Source organism: Sandarakinorhabdus limnophila DSM 17366 (assembly GCF_945882885.1).
In the GTDB taxonomy this organism is placed as follows: Bacteria; Pseudomonadota; Alphaproteobacteria; order Sphingomonadales; family Sphingomonadaceae; genus Sandarakinorhabdus; species Sandarakinorhabdus limnophila_A.
On sequence record NZ_CAMCWT010000014.1, the window covers coordinates 20,439 to 36,759 of the forward strand.

At 64.5% G+C, this 16,321-nt stretch carries 21 protein-coding genes; 7 read left to right on the forward strand and 14 right to left on the reverse strand.

Annotated features, from left to right (window positions below; all coding sequences use genetic code 11):
• The first annotated feature begins 104 nt into the window (after positions 1–104).
• Entirely contained in the window at positions 105–626 is a 522-nt protein-coding gene (locus Q7O19_RS04725) for a hypothetical protein (RefSeq protein ID WP_303808992.1), read from the forward strand.
• A gap of 37 nt (positions 627–663) precedes the next feature.
• Here Q7O19_RS04725 and Q7O19_RS04730 read toward each other — a convergent pair whose 3' ends face one another.
• Together Q7O19_RS04730 and crcB are read right to left on the reverse strand one after the other, a co-directional pair.
• A complete protein-coding gene (locus tag Q7O19_RS04730) occupies positions 664–1,752 on the reverse strand; it encodes an RluA family pseudouridine synthase (protein WP_303808994.1) in 1,089 nt (362 codons plus the stop codon).
• Positions 1,752–2,141 (reverse strand): fluoride efflux transporter CrcB, encoded by a 390-nt coding sequence (gene crcB, locus Q7O19_RS04735; RefSeq protein WP_303809036.1) that lies wholly within the window; start codon positions 2,139–2,141, stop codon positions 1,752–1,754. The genes Q7O19_RS04730 and crcB overlap by 1 nt, the downstream gene beginning before the upstream one ends.
• 99 nt (positions 2,142–2,240) lie before the next feature.
• On the opposite strand from crcB, the gene Q7O19_RS04740 reads away from it, so the two are divergent.
• On the forward strand, positions 2,241–2,798 hold the full coding sequence (locus Q7O19_RS04740; protein WP_303808995.1) for a VOC family protein: 558 nt from the start codon (positions 2,241–2,243) through the stop codon (positions 2,796–2,798).
• On the opposite strand, the gene Q7O19_RS04745 is transcribed toward Q7O19_RS04740, so the two are convergent.
• From Q7O19_RS04745 to rpsF, 7 genes are all read right to left on the reverse strand, one after another.
• Complete coding sequence (locus tag Q7O19_RS04745; protein WP_303808997.1) at positions 2,795–3,610, reverse strand: hypothetical protein; 816 nt, start codon at positions 3,608–3,610, stop codon at positions 2,795–2,797. The two genes, Q7O19_RS04740 and Q7O19_RS04745, sit on opposite strands and share 4 nt — an antisense overlap.
• Complete coding sequence (locus Q7O19_RS04750; protein ID WP_303808999.1) at positions 3,607–3,939, reverse strand: MmcQ/YjbR family DNA-binding protein; 333 nt, start codon at positions 3,937–3,939, stop codon at positions 3,607–3,609. Before Q7O19_RS04750 ends, Q7O19_RS04745 begins: the two co-directional genes overlap by 4 nt.
• Positions 3,936–5,249, reverse strand: a complete 1,314-nt coding sequence (locus tag Q7O19_RS04755; RefSeq protein WP_303809001.1) for a replication-associated recombination protein A — start codon at positions 5,247–5,249, stop codon at positions 3,936–3,938. The genes Q7O19_RS04750 and Q7O19_RS04755 overlap by 4 nt, the downstream gene beginning before the upstream one ends.
• 39 nt (positions 5,250–5,288) lie before the next feature.
• The gene (locus Q7O19_RS04760) at positions 5,289–5,573 is read right to left on the reverse strand and encodes a DUF3297 family protein (RefSeq protein WP_022679262.1); all 285 of its coding nucleotides are present in this window, start codon (positions 5,571–5,573) and stop codon (positions 5,289–5,291) included.
• A 93-nt stretch (positions 5,574–5,666) separates the two neighbouring features.
• Complete coding sequence (rplI, locus tag Q7O19_RS04765) at positions 5,667–6,251, reverse strand: 50S ribosomal protein L9 (RefSeq protein WP_022679263.1); 585 nt, start codon at positions 6,249–6,251, stop codon at positions 5,667–5,669.
• A 12-nt stretch (positions 6,252–6,263) separates the two neighbouring features.
• Positions 6,264–6,488: a 30S ribosomal protein S18 gene (gene rpsR / locus Q7O19_RS04770; protein WP_303809003.1), complete on the reverse strand. Its 225-nt coding sequence runs from the start codon at positions 6,486–6,488 to the stop codon at positions 6,264–6,266.
• Between the two features lie 12 nt (positions 6,489–6,500).
• The gene (gene rpsF / locus Q7O19_RS04775) at positions 6,501–6,950 is read right to left on the reverse strand and encodes a 30S ribosomal protein S6 (RefSeq protein ID WP_273462478.1); all 450 of its coding nucleotides are present in this window, start codon (positions 6,948–6,950) and stop codon (positions 6,501–6,503) included.
• A gap of 158 nt (positions 6,951–7,108) precedes the next feature.
• On the opposite strand from rpsF, the gene Q7O19_RS04780 reads away from it, so the two are divergent.
• The 3 genes from Q7O19_RS04780 to Q7O19_RS04790 all read left to right on the forward strand — a co-directional run bounded on the left by Q7O19_RS04780 (position 7,109) and on the right by Q7O19_RS04790 (position 9,287).
• The gene (locus Q7O19_RS04780) at positions 7,109–8,029 is read left to right on the forward strand and encodes a hypothetical protein (RefSeq protein WP_303809005.1); all 921 of its coding nucleotides are present in this window, start codon (positions 7,109–7,111) and stop codon (positions 8,027–8,029) included.
• The gene (locus Q7O19_RS04785; RefSeq protein WP_303783805.1) at positions 8,026–8,520 is read left to right on the forward strand and encodes a gluconokinase; all 495 of its coding nucleotides are present in this window, start codon (positions 8,026–8,028) and stop codon (positions 8,518–8,520) included. Before Q7O19_RS04780 ends, Q7O19_RS04785 begins: the two co-directional genes overlap by 4 nt.
• A gap of 113 nt (positions 8,521–8,633) precedes the next feature.
• Entirely contained in the window at positions 8,634–9,287 is a 654-nt protein-coding gene (locus Q7O19_RS04790) for a superoxide dismutase (protein WP_303809006.1), read from the forward strand.
• A gap of 9 nt (positions 9,288–9,296) precedes the next feature.
• On the opposite strand, the gene Q7O19_RS04795 is transcribed toward Q7O19_RS04790, so the two are convergent.
• Both Q7O19_RS04795 and Q7O19_RS04800 read right to left on the reverse strand, forming a co-directional pair.
• Positions 9,297–9,671, reverse strand: a complete 375-nt coding sequence (locus tag Q7O19_RS04795; protein WP_303809007.1) for a hypothetical protein — start codon at positions 9,669–9,671, stop codon at positions 9,297–9,299.
• Positions 9,668–11,209 (reverse strand): 2-isopropylmalate synthase, encoded by a 1,542-nt coding sequence (locus tag Q7O19_RS04800; RefSeq protein WP_303809009.1) that lies wholly within the window; start codon positions 11,207–11,209, stop codon positions 9,668–9,670. The genes Q7O19_RS04795 and Q7O19_RS04800 overlap by 4 nt, the downstream gene beginning before the upstream one ends.
• Positions 11,210–11,442: 233 nt before the next feature.
• On the opposite strand from Q7O19_RS04800, the gene Q7O19_RS04805 reads away from it, so the two are divergent.
• Both Q7O19_RS04805 and Q7O19_RS04810 read left to right on the forward strand, forming a co-directional pair.
• Positions 11,443–11,904: a DUF2721 domain-containing protein gene (locus tag Q7O19_RS04805; protein WP_303809011.1), complete on the forward strand. Its 462-nt coding sequence runs from the start codon at positions 11,443–11,445 to the stop codon at positions 11,902–11,904.
• 132 nt (positions 11,905–12,036) lie between these two features.
• Positions 12,037–12,744 carry a PEPxxWA-CTERM sorting domain-containing protein gene (locus tag Q7O19_RS04810; RefSeq protein ID WP_303809012.1) on the forward strand — a complete coding sequence of 236 codons (708 nt, stop codon included), beginning with the start codon at positions 12,037–12,039 and terminating at the stop codon, positions 12,742–12,744.
• A 73-nt stretch (positions 12,745–12,817) separates the two neighbouring features.
• On the opposite strand, the gene ilvC is transcribed toward Q7O19_RS04810, so the two are convergent.
• Genes ilvC through Q7O19_RS04825 form a run of 3 tightly spaced genes read right to left on the reverse strand, consistent with a single transcriptional unit; the run spans position 12,818 to position 16,137 of the window.
• Entirely contained in the window at positions 12,818–13,837 is a 1,020-nt protein-coding gene (gene ilvC / locus Q7O19_RS04815) for a ketol-acid reductoisomerase (RefSeq protein ID WP_303809013.1), read from the reverse strand.
• Between the two features lie 42 nt (positions 13,838–13,879).
• Positions 13,880–14,389, reverse strand: coding sequence for an acetolactate synthase small subunit (gene ilvN / locus Q7O19_RS04820; RefSeq protein WP_303809015.1), 510 nt, complete (start codon positions 14,387–14,389; stop codon positions 13,880–13,882).
• Positions 14,389–16,137: an acetolactate synthase 3 large subunit gene (locus tag Q7O19_RS04825; protein ID WP_303809017.1), complete on the reverse strand. Its 1,749-nt coding sequence runs from the start codon at positions 16,135–16,137 to the stop codon at positions 14,389–14,391. Before Q7O19_RS04825 ends, ilvN begins: the two co-directional genes overlap by 1 nt.
• Positions 16,138–16,321: the final 184 nt, after the last annotated feature.

The following is a 16,321-nucleotide window of genomic DNA, read 5'->3' on the forward strand; positions in this document are numbered from 1 at the left end:
AGCGCGGCCCTTTTTCGTGGCGCGAAGGATTTACCGCGCCCGCAACGTTGTAGGGTTTGTGGGCGGCAGGGACCGCGCCACCCAAACCCAAGGGAGCGTTGACCATGCGGATCACGATTGCCATTTCGGCCTTGGCATTTCACCTTGCCACCCCGGCCTTCGCCCAGAGTGTTGGCCCGGTTTCCAGCACGACGACCATCACCCGCGATCCTGACGCAGGTACGTTCAACCGCGACACCAGCGTCACGCGCGCGCGGGATGGTGTCGTTGCCACCAGCAGCACTGATCGCACCCGCACCGAAACCGGCTTCACCAGCGACACCAGCCGCACCAGTTTCGCTGGCCGCACCGCCAGCCGCGACTATGAGCGCACCCGCACGGCAAGCGGCTATACCGAAAGCGGCAGCATCACCCGCCCAAACGGCCGCAGCTATGGCCTGAACGGCAGCCTGGTGCGCAGCGATAACGGCTTCACCCGTGATCGCGCCCTCACCAACGCCGACGGCGCCACCGTGGCCAGTCGCAATGTTGCCGTTGCCAGCGCCGATGGCCAGGTGACGCGCACCGCTACCCGCACCGGGCCGCGTTCTGGTGGAAAACACGGCGGTCGCGGTCGGCGCGGCTGATCACGGAACAGGGCCGGGCAGCACGCCCGGCCCCGCTTCACTTCTTGCGGGGAGGCCGGGCCGGCGCTTCGGTCGCGCCGCGCGAACGGCGCTCGCCACGGCGATTGCCGCTCGTCGCGCTGGACAGGCGACGTTTCTTCAGTGGCGGCGGCGGCGGTTCGACGATTTCGATATCGCCCAGCTTTAGATCAAAGCCCAGCATCTGCCAGCTTTCGGCCATGTGCGGCGGCAGTTCGGCCTTCACATCCAGCGTGCCGCCATCGGGCAGCGCGATCTGCAGCCGGCGACTGTGCAGGTGCAGTTTCCGGCTGATCCCGCCGGTGAGATAGCTCTCCTTGCCGCCATATTTGCCGTCGCCCACCAACGAATGGCCGATGGCGGCGGCATGAACACGGATCTGATGGGTACGCCCCGTCAGCGGCAGAAACTCCACCCAGGCCGCCCGGCCGGCCGCGCGCTCGATCACGCGATAGCGGGTCTTGGCCTTCAGCCCGGCTTCGGTATCGACCTGCATCTTCTCGCCGCCGGTGCCAGGCTGCTTGCCGATCGGCGCATCGATGGTGCCGGCCGCAATCTTGGGCACACCCACGGTTAGCGCCCAGTATGATTTCTCCGCCTCGCGGCCGGCGAATTGCTTGCTGAAGAAGGCCGCCGCCTTGGCGCTGCGGGCCAGCAGCAGCACGCCCGATGTGTCCTTGTCCAGCCGGTGCACCAGCCGCGGGCGCGACGGCGCATCGAACTGCAGCGCATCCAGCATGTCATCCACGCTGGTCGGCTGCTTGGTGCCGCCCTGCGTCGCGAGGCCCGGCGGCTTGTTAATGATGATGGCATGCACATCCATATGCAGCACCATGCCGCGCATAAAGTCGATCTGCGCCTCGCTCAGCGGCTCACGCGGCTTTTCGGTGGGGCGGGTGGCTGCCGGCACCGGCAATTCCTCCGGCCAGGTCAGGCTCTGCCCGGCCGCCACCCGGTCACCCGGGCCGGCCTTGGCGCCATCCAGCCGCACCACACCGGATTTGGACCAGCGCGAGACGATGTTGAAGCTGATGTCTTTCGTGTGGCGCTGGAACCAGCGGTCCAGGCGGATGCCGTCGTCATCCTCTTCAATGGTGGCAGTGGGCATCAGGCCATTCCTCGCATCAGCCACACGCCGGCCAGCACGGCCAGCACAGAGCCGGCCACACTGGACACCGCATAGGCCGCCGCCAGCGTAACTTCGGCGCGGGTGATCATGTTGTAGATTTCCAGGCTGAACGCCGAGAAGGTGGTGAAGCCGCCAAGCACACCGACGCCGAGCAACAGGCGCAGTTCCTCAGCGCCCCCCGTGTTTCCCGTGCTCATCCGCGCCAGCCAGCCGGCCAAGAGCCCCATCAGGAAGCCGCCGATGATGTTGACGGCGAACGTTCCGAACGGAAAGCCCGGCCCCAGCGCCACAATCGCCCAGCGGCCAACGCCATAGCGCAGCGCCGTGCCAAGCCCGCCGCCAAGGGCGACCAGCAGCAAATGGGGCATTGTGGGGTTCATCGCCATCCCCTTAGCGGGATTGCGCCGATATTGCCAATGACGGTGGAAGAGAGCAGCATCGCCCGTCTTATCGGGTGGGATTGTTCAATGACCGCGCAACCGCAACTGGCTCATGTCGTGTTCCAGACCCGGCAGTTCGACGCGATGCTGGCTTGGTATGATCAGGTGTTCGGCGCCAAGGTAGTGCACCAGAACCCGGCGATGGCTTTTCTCAGCTTTGACGACGAGCATCACCGTTTTGCCGTGCTCAATCTCGAACTGGTGGCACCGGGCGGGCCGGGGCATCGCGGCGCTGTGGGCGTGAACCACATCGCCTACACATTGCCCAGCGCCGCATCGCTGCTGACCCTGTATCGCCGGCTGAAACAGGCCGGAGTGGAACCGGTGTGGCCGGTGCATCACGGCCTCACCCTGTCGCTCTATTACGACGATCCCGATGGCAACCGCCTGGAATTTCAGGTGGAAGCGCTGCCAGACGGCGAAGCATCACGCTACATCAGCGGGCCGGAGTTTGCCGCCAATCCTGTGGGCGTGTCATTTGATCCCGATGCGCTGCTGGCCCGCTTCGAAGCCGGCGCCAGCGAAGCGGAGCTGCTGGCCTTCGTGGCCGGGCCCATGTCTCCCATCCCGCCGCTGCAGCATTAAACAACGCCGAACGTCCAGCCTTCCGTGGTGGCGATGGCCGCCGTGAGCCCCGCCGGCTGCCACCAGTGCGGCTGATCGGCAATGGCGCGCAGGCCGGCGGCCGTGATCAGCGCATCGCCAACATGATCGGGAAATGTCGCCGGAAAGGCGGCGGGCAAGGGCCCGCTGCCATGGCGGGCCAGCGCGGTATTCAGGCTCTCCAGGTCACGCAGCTTGCCGCGAAAGCCGCCCAGCCGCGCAAAGGCCTGCGCGTAGATTTCAAGAATGACCGGGCCTGAGGCAGGCAGCGGATCAAACGGCCATACCGGCCAATGCAGCCGATGCAGCAGCCGCATCGCGGTGAGCGTCGCCTTGCCCACCTGGGACGCGCCAAGCAGCACGAAATTGGAGGTCGGCACGCCCAGTCCGCTCGCCTTGTAGACCTGTTCCGTCACCCTCAGATGCGCGCGCAGGTGGCGCGGGCCATCGGCAGCACCCAGCCAGAAGGCGTCGCGCCGATGCTGGATGAAGCCATGTCCGCCCAGATCAGCCTCGGCCGCGCACACCGCCTCCACCTCGGCCCACAGGTCGCGCGCTGGCTGGTCAAACGGCGGCACGGCAGCAAAGCCGAAGCCGGCATCCATACCGACCAGCACATCACCAGACAGGCCGCCCAACCAATCGAGCACGCCGGCGCGTGACCACACGCCAGATGGCGGCAACACAAGTTGCGGCGGCGCATCGCCGGCTTCGCACAGCGCCACCTGCACCGAAGGGTGCCGCAGCCCCTTCGCGCCGGACCAGTCGATACCGACGAAGCGGAAAAATCTCACAAGCCCCGCGCCTTGCGCTGGACGGCGGAGGCATGGCCGGCCCAGGCCCGCTCCACCAGCACGACGATGCGTTCCGGATCGGCAGCATCCAGCCGCGCCAGCACGGCAGGCCAGCCGACATAATGCGGGGTCTGGTAGAAACAGGCCGGATCGGTGGCGATCAGCATGTCCACCTCGTCCAGCCCAGCGCGCAGCACGACATGGTCAGGCTCGCGCCCGATGACGACGAACATCTTGCCGCGCACCAGAACAGCATCGCAGCCATAGCTGGTCCCGCGTGTGGCACCGGGCAGCGCCAGCGCCAGTGCCAGCACATCATCCCAGGTCATCGTTGCTCTCTTGCCGCCGCCCGGCGCCGCGCCCATTCGGCCAGACGCTCGGCGATGCGGGCTTCGGTGCCGCGCGGGGACGGGGTGTAGAGCGTCTGCGCGGCCATGCCGTCGGGCCAGTAATCCTGCCCCGAAAAGCCATCTGGCGCGTCATGGTCATAGGCATAGCCCTGACCGTAACCCAGTTCCTTCATCATTTTCGTCGGGGCGTTGAGGATGTGGGCCGGCGGGGTGAGCGAACCGGTGCTGGCAGCAAGCTTCTTGGCCGCCTTTTCCGCCACATAGGCGGCGTTCGATTTGGGCGCGGTAGCGAGATAGAGGCAGGCGTGGACGATGGCCAGTTCGCCTTCAGGTGACCCCAGGAAATCATAGGCGTCCTTGGCATCAAGGCACACCCGCAGCGCATTGCTGTCAGTCAGGCCGATATCCTCGCTGGCAAAGCGCACCAGCCGGCGCAGCAGGTAGAGCGGCTCCTCGCCGGCCACCAGCATCCGCGCCAGCCAGTAGAGCGCTGCATCGGGATCAGACCCGCGCAACGATTTGTGGAGCGCCGAAATCAGCCCGTAATGGCCCTCGCGATCCTTGTCATACACTGGCATGCGGCGGTGCAGAAACGCCGCCAGATCGGCCGGCCCCATCGGCTCCACAGCACCCAATGCGAACAGGCTTTCGGCCTGGCCGATCAGGAAGCGGCCATCACCATCGGCCGACGCGATCAGTGCAGCGCGGGCGTCGTCCGTCACCGGCAGCGCGTGGCCCGTGTGGGTTTCAGCCCGCGCCAGCAGATCGGCCAGCGCCGCCTCGTCCAGCCGCCGCACGATCAGCACGCGGGCGCGGGACAAGATTGCGGCGTTCAGCTCGAAACTGGGATTCTCGGTGGTGGCGCCGACCAGCGTGATGGTGCCATCCTCCATCGGTCCCAGGAAACCATCCTGCTGGGCGCGATTGAAGCGGTGGATTTCGTCCACAAACAACAGGGTGCGCTGGCCCGCCCGCGCCGCCTCGCGCGCCTCGGCAAACAATTTCTTCAGATCGGCCACACCCGCAAACACGGCAGAAATGGCGACAAAGCGCATCCCGCAAGCCGCGGCGAGCAGGCGGGCGATGGTGGTCTTGCCGGAGCCGGGCGGGCCCCAGAAGATCAGGCTCGAAAGGCTGCCGGCGGCCACCATGCGGGTGATGGCGCCATCGGGGCCGGTGAGATGATCCTGCCCCACCACTTCGGCAAGGGTGCGCGGACGCAGCTGCTCGGCCAGCGGCGCGCCGGCCGACGTCACGGCGTTTTCAGCGGCGGGGAACAGATCGGCCATGGCTGCTTGTCGCGCCGAAGTGGCCGGTCATGCAAGCGCTCAGCTCTTGTACCAGGCCTCGATCGTGCCCGACAGCTTGATGGTGAGCGGGTTGCCCTTGCGATCCAGGCTCTTGCCAGCGGCAACGCGGATCCAGCCTTCGGAGATGCAATATTCCTCGACATTGGTGCGCTCGACACCATTGTAGCGGATGCCAACGCCGCGGCGCAGCAGATCCCAATCATGAAACTCGCTGCGCGGGTTCACGCTCAGGCGGTCCGGCGGGCTGTCGGTGATGGGCGCTTCAGCCGGCGTTTCCGGGGCGGTTTCAGGCGTGTCAGTCATGGGCGGATTCCATAGGCGGAAGCGGGCTGGCGGGCAAGAAAAAGGGGCCGCAACCTTGCAGTTGCGACCCCATTTTTCAGTGCATCAGGACGATCAGGCTTCTTCAGCCGGCTCTTCGTCCATCGGCAGGGTGCCGGGTTCGGCGTTCGGATCGAAGGCTTCGGTGAAGCCCGCTTCCTCGCGCTCGGCAGTGGCGGCAATGTCCACACCCTTGGCCTGCAGTTCGGCTTCTTCGGCCGAACGAGCGATGTTCACCTTGACCAGCACCACGACTTCCGGGTGCAGCGCGACCTTCACGTCGTGCACGCCCAGGGTCTTGATCGGCTTGTCCAGCACGATCTGGTTCTTGTTGGCCTTGTGGCCACCGTTGGTCAGCGCTTCGGCCAGATCGCGGGCAGCGACCGAACCGTAAAGCTGGCCGGTGCCCGACGCAGCGCGGATCATCACCACGCTGGCGCCTTCGATCTCGCGCGATTCCGAGCGGGCGATATCGCGGCGCTTGGCGTTGTCGGCTTCGATGCGGGCGCGGTCTTGTTCAAACCGGGCCTTGTTGGCTTCCGTGGCGCGCAGCGCCTTGCCGCGCGGCAGGAGGAAGTTGCGGGCGAAACCCGGCTTCACATTGACGACATCGCCAATGGTGCCGAGCTTTTCCACGCGTTCAAGCAGGATGACATGCATGTGCGTGGCTCCTCACTTCACCAGGTAGGGCAGCAGGCCCAGGTGGCGGGCGCGCTTGATGGCCTTGGCCAGCTCGCGCTGCTTCTTGGCCGAAACCGCAGTGATGCGGGCCGGAACGATCTTGCCACGTTCAGAAACGAAGCCATGCAACAGGCGCACGTCCTTGTAATCGATGGCGGGGGCATTCGGACCCGCGAAGGGGCACGACTTGCGGCGGCGGAAAAACGGACGTCCCATCTGATCCCTCCCTTAAGCGCGCGGTTCGCGGCGCGGGCGTTCGCCGCGGTCACCACGCGGGGCACCGCCGTCACGATCGCCGCGACCTTCACGGTCACCACGGCCTTCACGACCGCCTTCGCGGCCACCTTCACGGTCACCACCGCGGCGGGTCATCGCCGACGGTTCGGCCGACAGCGCGTCGACACGGATGGTCATGGAACGGATGATATCTTCGTTCAGGCCAACCTGGCGCTCCATTTCGGCCACGGCGGAAGCCGGAGCGTCGATGTTGAGCATCACATAATGGGCCTTGCGGTTCTTGGCGATGCGATAGGCCAGCGTGCGCAGGCCCCAATATTCGCTGCCTGCAACCTGGCCCTTGCCTTCGACAAGAACCTTGGTGAAGCCTTCCGTCAGCGTCTCAACCTGCGCAGTGGTCAGGTCCTGACGCGCCAGGAAGACATGCTCGTAAAACGGCATTTCTCTCTCCTCGTGCCGATCGTTGACGGGGCCCAATGCCCACGCCCCTCCGGCTGACGTCTATCGTCGCGCAGGGCAGGCCCGGCACGGCGAAGCGCGGCCTATGGCGGAAGGGGGCAGCGATTGCAAGTGATTCTGGCCTGTGGGAAAAGGGTTTCATGCCCCTTCTTCCCCTGCTTGGCCTGCTGCTGGCCGCAGCCCAGCCTGCACCGCAATCCGATGCGGGCATCACCGTGGAAGCCAGCCGGATCACGCCCGAACAGGCGCGCATTGCCAGCACGGCCTATGCCCGCGCCGGGCTGCCGCCCAATCCCAATTACGGCCAATATGCCCGCTGGCAGGGGCCGATCTGTGCCAGTGTGCGCGGCATCCCCGATCCGGCGGTGGCGGGGCTGGTGTTGGCGCGGATCAAGGCGGCAGTCGCCGAAACCGGGCTGAAAACGGCAGAATCCGGCTGCAAGCCCAACCTCACCGTGGCGTTTACCGATGATGCGCGCGGCCTGGTGGGCTTGGTCAAAGCCAAGCGGCGCTCAGCCCGGCCACGCTTTGATCCCGTGCTGTTTTCACAGCTGGATAGCGCGACCCTGCCAGTACGCTGGTGGCATGTTCTAACGCCGGCCGACCCCGGTGGCAGTGCCGCGACTGTCGATTCCGGGGCGCTGGCAAGTGCCAGTTCCAACGCGATGCCGCTGGGCAATGTGCTGCCCGCTGGCCCCGATGCCATCGGCACCAACAGCTGGAACAGCAGCCTTGTCGATACCAATCTGTCGGTCTGGGCCAAAGCCGGCGTGGCGGTGGTTGACGTGAACCTGGCCACCGGCGTGTCGCTGGAAGCGCTGGCCGATTATATCGCGCTGGTGATGCTGGCGCCGATGCGCTTGCCGCCCGATGCGCCGGGCGTGCCCAGCGTGTTGAGCCTTTTTGACGGCAGCACACGGCCAACCGGGCTGAGCATATGGGATCGTGCCTTTCTGAAGGGCCCTTATGCCATGCAGATGAACCGCAGCGCCCAGCGCCAGCGCCAGCAATTGATCAGCGCCATGGCCCGCGAACTGGTCGCCGACGTGCCGCCGCAATGACAGCGCCACTGATTGTTGTCGGTGGTGTCGCTGGTTGCGGCAAGACCACGCTGGCCGCCGCACTGGCCCAGGCGCTGGGCCTCCGTTTTCGCGACGGGGATGATCTGCACCCCGAGGCCAACAAGGCCAAGATGGCTGCCGGTGAGCCGCTCACCGATGCCGACCGCGGGCCCTGGCTGGCCGCCTGCGCGGCGCAACTGGCGGCATGGGGCGATGCCGGCGGCGTGATCAGCGCATCGGCCCTCAAGCGCGCCTATCGCAACACGCTCTACGCCGCTCACCCTGCCGTGCGCTATGTGCTGATCCACATCACCCCGGAGCTGGCCACCGCCCGCGCCCAGGCCCGCCCCGGCCATTTCTGGCCCGCCAGCTTGACGCTGAGCCAGTTCGCCATCCTGGAGGAACCCGGCGCCGACGAACCAGCCATGCATGTGGACGCGCAATGGCCCACAGATCAGCAGGTAGCCGCGGTGCAGGGGTTTCTGCGGTAACAGCTAGTCCCTGCGTGGATTCCGGCGCTGCTGCACGCCGTGGCCAGCGCGTAGCCTTGGGTTTCCCTTGTTAGCGCCCGCCCAACTTGCGGGCGGGGCCGGAGTTGAAACCCATGTTCCTTCTTCCCCCACTGCCCTATCCCCATGATGCGCTGGCCCCTGTGATCTCGGCGCGCACGCTGCACCATCACCATGAAAAACATCACGGCGGCTATGTGAAGGCGCTGAACGCCCTGCTGGAGAACGTGGAAATCGTGCCCGACACGTTGGATGCGGTGATCGCGGCGGCCGGCAAATCCCGCAACCGCGTGCTGTTGAACAATGCCGCCCAGGCCCGCAATCACAGTTTCTTCTGGGATGCCACGACCGACACGCCGGCACCGCCCACCGGTGATCTGGCGGCGGCAGTCACGGCCCAGATGGGCGGAATGGCCGAACTGAAAGCGGAGTTCGTGGCCGCCGGGGTGGCACAGTTCGGATCAGGCTGGGTGTGGCTGGTGTCTGATGCCAGCGGTGGCCTGGCCATCACGGTGAGCCACGATGCCGAAGACTGGCGCGGCGAAACCGCGTCCACCCCACTGATCGTCTGCGATGTGTGGGAACACGCCTATTATCTGGATCATCAGGAAGACCGGAAGGGCTTTCTGGAAGCCTGGTTCGATGCGTTGCCCAACTGGGCCTTCGCCGGTCAGCAATATGCTGCCGCCCAAGGCAAGGGGGAAAAATGGAAGCATCCGCCCAGTGTGCCGGCGCGCGAGGACGCCTGAACGCCGCCTTCAGGCCAAACGGGCGGCGCCCGGCAACCGCCGGGCGACCTCTGCCATCAACTGCGACAGATCGGCGATTCCGTCGAACTCTTCGGCACTGATCAGCGCGTCCAATTGCCCATCCTGTTCCACCGCGATCAGCGGCAGGGGCCAATCGGCGGCGGCCGGAAATGCCGTGCGGAAATCGGGGCGGTGGTGGAAGATCGTTTCCACCCCCACCCCGTCCAGAAAGCGCCGCCATTCGCCACGCATGCTAAGCAGCCCATATGTAAGCGCGCACAGCTTGCAGGGATAGCTGGCGGGCGCGAACAGCTTGTGCAGGCTGTCCATCGCGCCCGCCAGCAGCCCGGCGTTGGCGTTGTAAACGACGACGAGGCGGCTCACCCCGCCGCGCTGAGCGCCGACTTGCCGCGCTTCACGATCAGCTTGTTGAGCGCGTTCACATAGGCGCGGGCGCTTGCCACCAGCGTATCGGTGTGGGCGCCGGTGCCGCGCACGGTGCGGCCATGTTCGGCCAGCACCACGCTCACTTCGGCCTGAGCGTCGGTCCCGGAGGTGACAGCGTGCACCTGATAGAGGTTCAGCACGGCATCATCATGCGGCACCAGCTTGCGGATGGCGTTGAACAGCGCATCCACCGGGCCGTTGCCGCGCGTTGCCGCCGTCACTTCCTCGCCGTCGATGCTGAGCGTCAGGATCGCCCTTTGTGGCCCGTTGGAACCGCAATAAACCTCGACCTCGACCACCTGGATGCGGTCGTGCCCGCGCAGCACTTCATCGTCCACCAGCGCGACGATATCTTCGTCGAACACCTGCTTCTTGGCGTCGGCCAGATCCTTGAAGCGCTTGAAGGCATCGCCGAACTCGTTGTCCGACAGGTCGTAGCCCATTTCGGCCAGTTTCGACCGGAAGGCGGCGCGGCCGCTGTGCTTGCCCAACACCAGGTTGGTGGCGCCCTGGCCCACGCTGTCCGGCGTCATGATCTCGTAGGTGGACGAATCCTTCAGCATGCCATCCTGGTGGATGCCGCTTTCATGCGCGAAGGCGTTGGCGCCTACGATCGCCTTGTTGGCCTGCACCTGCATGCCGGTGACGCCGCTCACCAGCCGGCTGGCGCGGGTGATCTCGGTGCTCACGATGCCGGTCTGATAGGGCATCACGTCCTGCCGCACCTTCAGCGCCATGGCGATTTCTTCCACAGCGGCATTACCGGCTCGTTCGCCGATGCCGTTCACCGTGGCTTCCACCTGCCGGGCACCGGCCATGATGGCGCTCAGCGTGTTGGCAACAGCCAGGCCCAGATCATTGTGGCAGTGTGTGGAAAAGATCGCCTGATCGGCATTGGGCACTCGGGTGATGACATCGCGGAACATGGCGCCATAGGTGGCCGGCGTCGCATAGCCCACCGTGTCGGGCAGGTTGATCGTCGTCGCACCGGCATTGATCGCGGTTTCCACCGCCCGGCACAGGTAATCCGGATCTGACCGCGTCGCATCTTCGGCCGACCATTCGACATCGCCGCACAGGTTGCGGGCATGGCTGACCGAGAAGCGGATGGCTTCGAGTACCTCTTCCGGCGTCTTGTTCAGCTTCACCTTCATGTGCAGCGGCGAGGTGGCGATGAAGGTGTGGATGCGCGGGTTGCGCGCGCCCTTCAGCGCCGCCCAGGCCCGTTCAATATCGGGCGCGGCGGCGCGGGCCAGGCTGGCGACGATGGCGGTGTCGCACATGTTGGCGACGGCCTGCACGGCTTCGAAATCGCCTTCGCTGGCGATGGCGAAACCGGCTTCGATGATGTCCACGCCCAGCGCTTCCAATTGCGCTGCGACTTTCAGTTTTTCCTCGAGATTCATCGAGCAGCCGGGGGATTGTTCCCCGTCGCGCAAGGTGGTGTCGAAGATGCGGATACGATTATTGGTCATGGCTCTGCCTGTCTGAACGCTGTGATCTGAAGTTTCAGGTTCATCCCCTCAAGGCGCGTAGCCGAGGGAACATGCCCAGCAGCCAGCATCACGCCCGAGGGCGTGTAAGTCGCAGACGAAGAAGGGCCGATTGAAAAGCCATCATCTGTTCATAGCGTGAAGCGGGGGCGCTGTGCAAGATGGGGCGCAAGATGCCGCCTTGCTCTTGCGGCCATTGCGGGCATGAAGACATCATGGACCAGATTTTTTCCGCCGCCGATATCGGTTCGGCCATCCAGAGCGCCCTAGCGCCGGTGTTCCTGCTCACCGCCATCGCCGGGCTGCTCAACGTGCTGGTTCACCGCCTGTCGCGGGTGGTGGACCGGGCGCGCCACCTTGAAGCCAATGCGGCCGGCTTTGCCGCCGACAAGCGCCGCATCGCCATCGATGATCTGGCGGTGCTGGCCAAACGCATGGCCGCCGCCAACTGGGCGATCGCGCTGTGCACCATGGCCGCCCTGCTGGTGTGCCTGGTGGTGGCGCTGCTGTTCCTTGAACAATTGGTCGGCGGCCGGCTCGATGTGGTGGTGGCCTTGATGTTCATCGCCGCCACCATGCTGCTCACCGGCGGGCTGATGCTGTTCCTGTGGGCAGTGCAACTGGCGCTGCGCAGTGTGCGGGTCAGGGCTGCGTTGCTGCTGGAAGAGCGAATCTAAGCCACTTATATTAACAAAACAATAATTAAAGTTTAACTATCGGCATATCTGGTTTGTGGCACCATCTCGGTGATGCTGGTTTTTGCCCGACTCGCGGGGATGTAGGGCGCCCAGTCGATCAAGGAGGGCAAGATGCTGCGCAAACTTGTTATCGCCGGGATCATCGGCGCGTGCGCCATGCCGGCCATGGCGGCCAATCTGCTGACCAATGGCGGCTTCGAAAGCGGCAGCCTTGCCGGCTGGACGCAAACCATCGCTCCGTCATCCAACGGCACCAGCGGCGTTTTCGCCAATGGATCGAACGCGCCGAATTCGGGTCAGAGCACGACCGTGAATGCCAATGGCGGGAATTTCGTCTATCTCACGGGCCAAGGCGGCCCGGGCGCCTACGAAATTCGCCAATCGTTCACGCTGGCCAGCGCACAGACCGTAACCGTCAAGTTCGATCACTTCGCCAACAATTACGGTGGCGAGGTGTTCTCCGGCAACGGCCTTGATCCGTTTGCCAACATGCCAGTGCAGTTTGCGTTGGTTGACCTGATCCCCGGTGCCACCGGGGCGTTCAGCACCGCCGGCCAGATCCAGAGCTTCTACAGCGGGGCCGATGGCGGCGCCAATCCGAATCCGTGGACCAGCTACAGCTTCAACGTCAATCTGGGCGCTGGCACCTATGCAATCCGTTTCGCCCAAGCCGATAACCAGCTGTTCTTCACGCAAGGCGTGGACAATGTCTCGGTGAGTGGGGCCATCCCGGAACCGGCCAGCTGGGCGATGCTGATTGCCGGCTTTGGCCTGGTTGGTGCCGCCGGGCGCCGTCGCCGGGCAACAGTCGCCGCCTGAACAGCAAGGCCAACATGAAAAGGGGCCTGCCGGTGTGCACCGGCAGGCCCCTTTTTCTGTCCTGCGCAGTCGCTCAGTTGCGCGCCTTGTCCACCAGCTGGTTCTTGGCGATCCACGGCATCATCGCCCGCAGCCGCGCGCCGGTTTCCTCGATCGGGTGGGCCGCCGCCGCCTTGCGGGCGGCCTTCAGTTCCGGCTGGCCGGCGCGGTTGTCGAGGATGAAGTTCTTCACGAAGCGACCGCCCTGGATATCGGCCAGCACGCGCTTCATCTCGGCCTTGGTTTCATCGGTGATGATACGCGGGCCGGTGGTGATGTCACCATATTCGGCGGTGTTGCTGATCGAATAACGCATGTTGGCGATGCCGCCTTCATACATCAGGTCCACGATCAGTTTGACTTCGTGCAGGCACTCGAAATAGGCCATTTCCGGCGCATAGCCGGCCTCGACCAGCGTTTCGAAACCGGCCTGGATCAGGTGCGAAAGCCCGCCGCAAAGCACGGCCTGTTCGCCGAACAGATCGGTCTCGCACTCTTCGCGGAACGTGGTCTCGATCACGCCGGAACGGCCGCCGCCAATGGCTGAGGCATAGCTCAGCGCCACTTCGTGGGCGTTGCCGCTGGCATCCTGGTGGATGGCGATCAGGCACGGCACGCCGCCGCCCTTCTGATATTCGCTGCGCACCGTGTGGCCGGGGCCCTTGGGCGCGATCATGAACACATCAATATCGGCGCGCGGCTCGATCAGGCCGAAATGCACGTTAAGGCCGTGGGCGAACGCCAGCGCCGCGCCGGGCTTCATATTGGGAGCCAGATCATCGGCATAGATGCCAGCCTGATGCTCATCGGGCGCCAGCACCATGATCACGTCGGCCCAGGCCGCGGCTTCGGCGTTGCTCAACACCTTGAAACCGGCGCCTTCCGCCTTCTTGGCGGTTGCCGAACCGGCGCGCAGCGCGATGGCGACATTGGTAACGCCGGAATCCCGCAGATTCTGGGCATGGGCATGGCCCTGGCTGCCATAACCGACGATGGCGATCTTCTTGCCCTTGATCAGGCCGACATCAGCATCGGCATCATAATAAACGCGCATGGGAAGGACTTTCCTGAAGTGAGTTTGAAAATTGAGTGGGCGTTAAACCGCCTCCGCCCCGCGGGCGATGGCCACAACCCCGGTTCGGGCGACCTCGACAAGGCCAACCTCCCGCATCAGGGCGATGAACTGGTTCACCTTTTCAGATGAGCCCGACACTTCGAACACGAAGCTGGCCGTGCTGGTATCCACCGGGCGGGCGCGGAAAATATCGGAAAGGCGCAGCGCCTCGACACGCTTGTCACCGGTACCGGCCACCTTCACCAACGCCATCTCGCGCTCCACGTGCGGGCCCCAATCGGTCAGGTCCACCACCTTGTGCACCGGCACCAGCCGATCGAGTTGCGCCATGATCTGGTCGATCACCGGCGGCGGGCCGTTGGTGACAACAGTGATCCGGCTGACGGCATGATCATCCGAAACATCGGCTACCGTCAGGCTCTCGATATTATAGCCACGCGCCGAGAACAGGCCAACGATGCGGGCCAGCACGCCGGCTTCGTTATCAACCATGATCGACAGCGTGTGCCGTTCGGAAGGAAGATGCTTCATCAGACCAGTGCCTTCGCATCATCATCGGCCTCGCCGCGCTCATCGGCGGCCGAAAGAATCATGTCGGTATGCGACGCGCCCGACGGGATCATCGGGAAGCAGTTGGCGAGTTTTGCCACCCTGCAGTCGACCATCACCGGGCCGGGGTGATCGATCATGTCCTGGATGCCAGCGTCCAGATCATCCGGCCCTTCAATGGTGATGCCCTTCCAGCCATAGGCTTCGGCCAGCTTCACGAAGTCCGGCAGGCTGTCGCTATAGCTTTCACTGTAGCGGCCGCCGTGGTTCAACTCCTGCCACTGGCGGACCATGCCCATATATTCATTGTTAATGATGAATATCTTCACCGGCAGGCGATATTGCGTCGCCGTGCCCAGTTCCTGGATGTTCATCTGGATGCTGGCTTCGCCGGCAATATCGATCACCAGTGCGCCCGGATAGGCCAGTTGCGCACCGATGGCGGCCGGCAGACCATAACCCATGGTGCCAAGCCCGCCGCTGGTCAGCCACTTGTTGGGTTCATGGAACCCGAAATGCTGCGCCGCCCACATCTGGTGCTGGCCAACTTCGGTGGAGATGATCGGCTTCCTGGCCTTGGTCATCTCGTACAGCCGCTGGATCGCCTTCTGCGGCAGCAAGGCCTCGCCCTTCTGCTCAAAGCCAAAGCTGTTGCGGCTGCGCCAGCCCTTGATCTGTTCCCACCATGCCTTTTGGTCGGCCGCCCGGTGCCCGCGCGCACGCCACACTTTCAGCATGTCTTCCATCACGCTGCCAACGTCGCCCTGGATGGCCAGATCAACCCGCACCGTCTTGTTGAAGCTGGAACGATCAATATCGACATGGATCTTGCGGCTGGTCGGGCTGAACGCATCCAGCCGGCCCGTCACGCGATCGTCAAAACGCGCACCCAGGCACAGCATCAGGTCGCACTTGTTCATTGCCATATTGGCTTCGTAACTGCCGTGCATGCCCAGCATGCCAAGGAATTGCGGGTGATCATCGGGCACACTGCCCAACCCCATCAGTGTGGAGGTGACCGGCGCACCGGTCGCCTTGGCCAGTTCACGCAGCAACTGGCTGGCCACAGGCCCCGAATTGATGACGCCGCCGCCGGTATAAAGAATGGGCCGCTCGGCCGCCGCCAACATGTCCACAGCGGCTTCGATGGCAGCGAGATCGCCCTTCACCTGCGGCTTGTAGGTCTTGTGGCTGATCACGCCGGGCTTGGTATAGCGGGCCTTCATGATCTGCACGTCCTTGGGGATATCGATCACCACCGGGCCGGGGCGACCGGAGCGCGCGATATAGAAGGCCTCGTGCAGAACCGGGCCGAGCCTTGCTGTCTCCTGCACCAGATAATTATGCTTGGAACAGTGGCGCGTGATGCCCACCGTGTCGCATTCCTGGAAGGCATCGGTGCCGATGAGATGCGTCGGCACCTGGCCGGTGAGCACCACCAGCGGGATCGAATCCATCAGCGCATCGGTGATGCCGGTGACGGCATTGGTGGCGCCGGGGCCGGAGGTGACGAGCACCACGCCCACCTTGCCGCTGCTGCGCGCATAGCCTTCAGCGGCATGCACGGCGGCCTGTTCATGGCGGACGAGAATATGGCGGATGCGATTCTGCTGGAACAGCGCATCATAAATCGGCAACACGGCGCCGCCGGGATAGCCAAAGACCACCTCTACCCCCAGATCGGTGAGGGCCTGCACAACAATGTCGGCGCCGGTCATTTCCGTGCCCATGATCTCTATCCCACGTAAGAACGGCCGCAGATCGGCGACCGCATGCTGTTATGGGAAGGAAAATGGCAGGTCAACCGCTTTTTGCGTAATTAAAATACGAAAGGATGCCAATTGACGCAATTCTTGAATTATCGACGGCGTCTGGAGCCTTCTGAAACAAAAAATCGGGCCCGGCGTGCGCCAT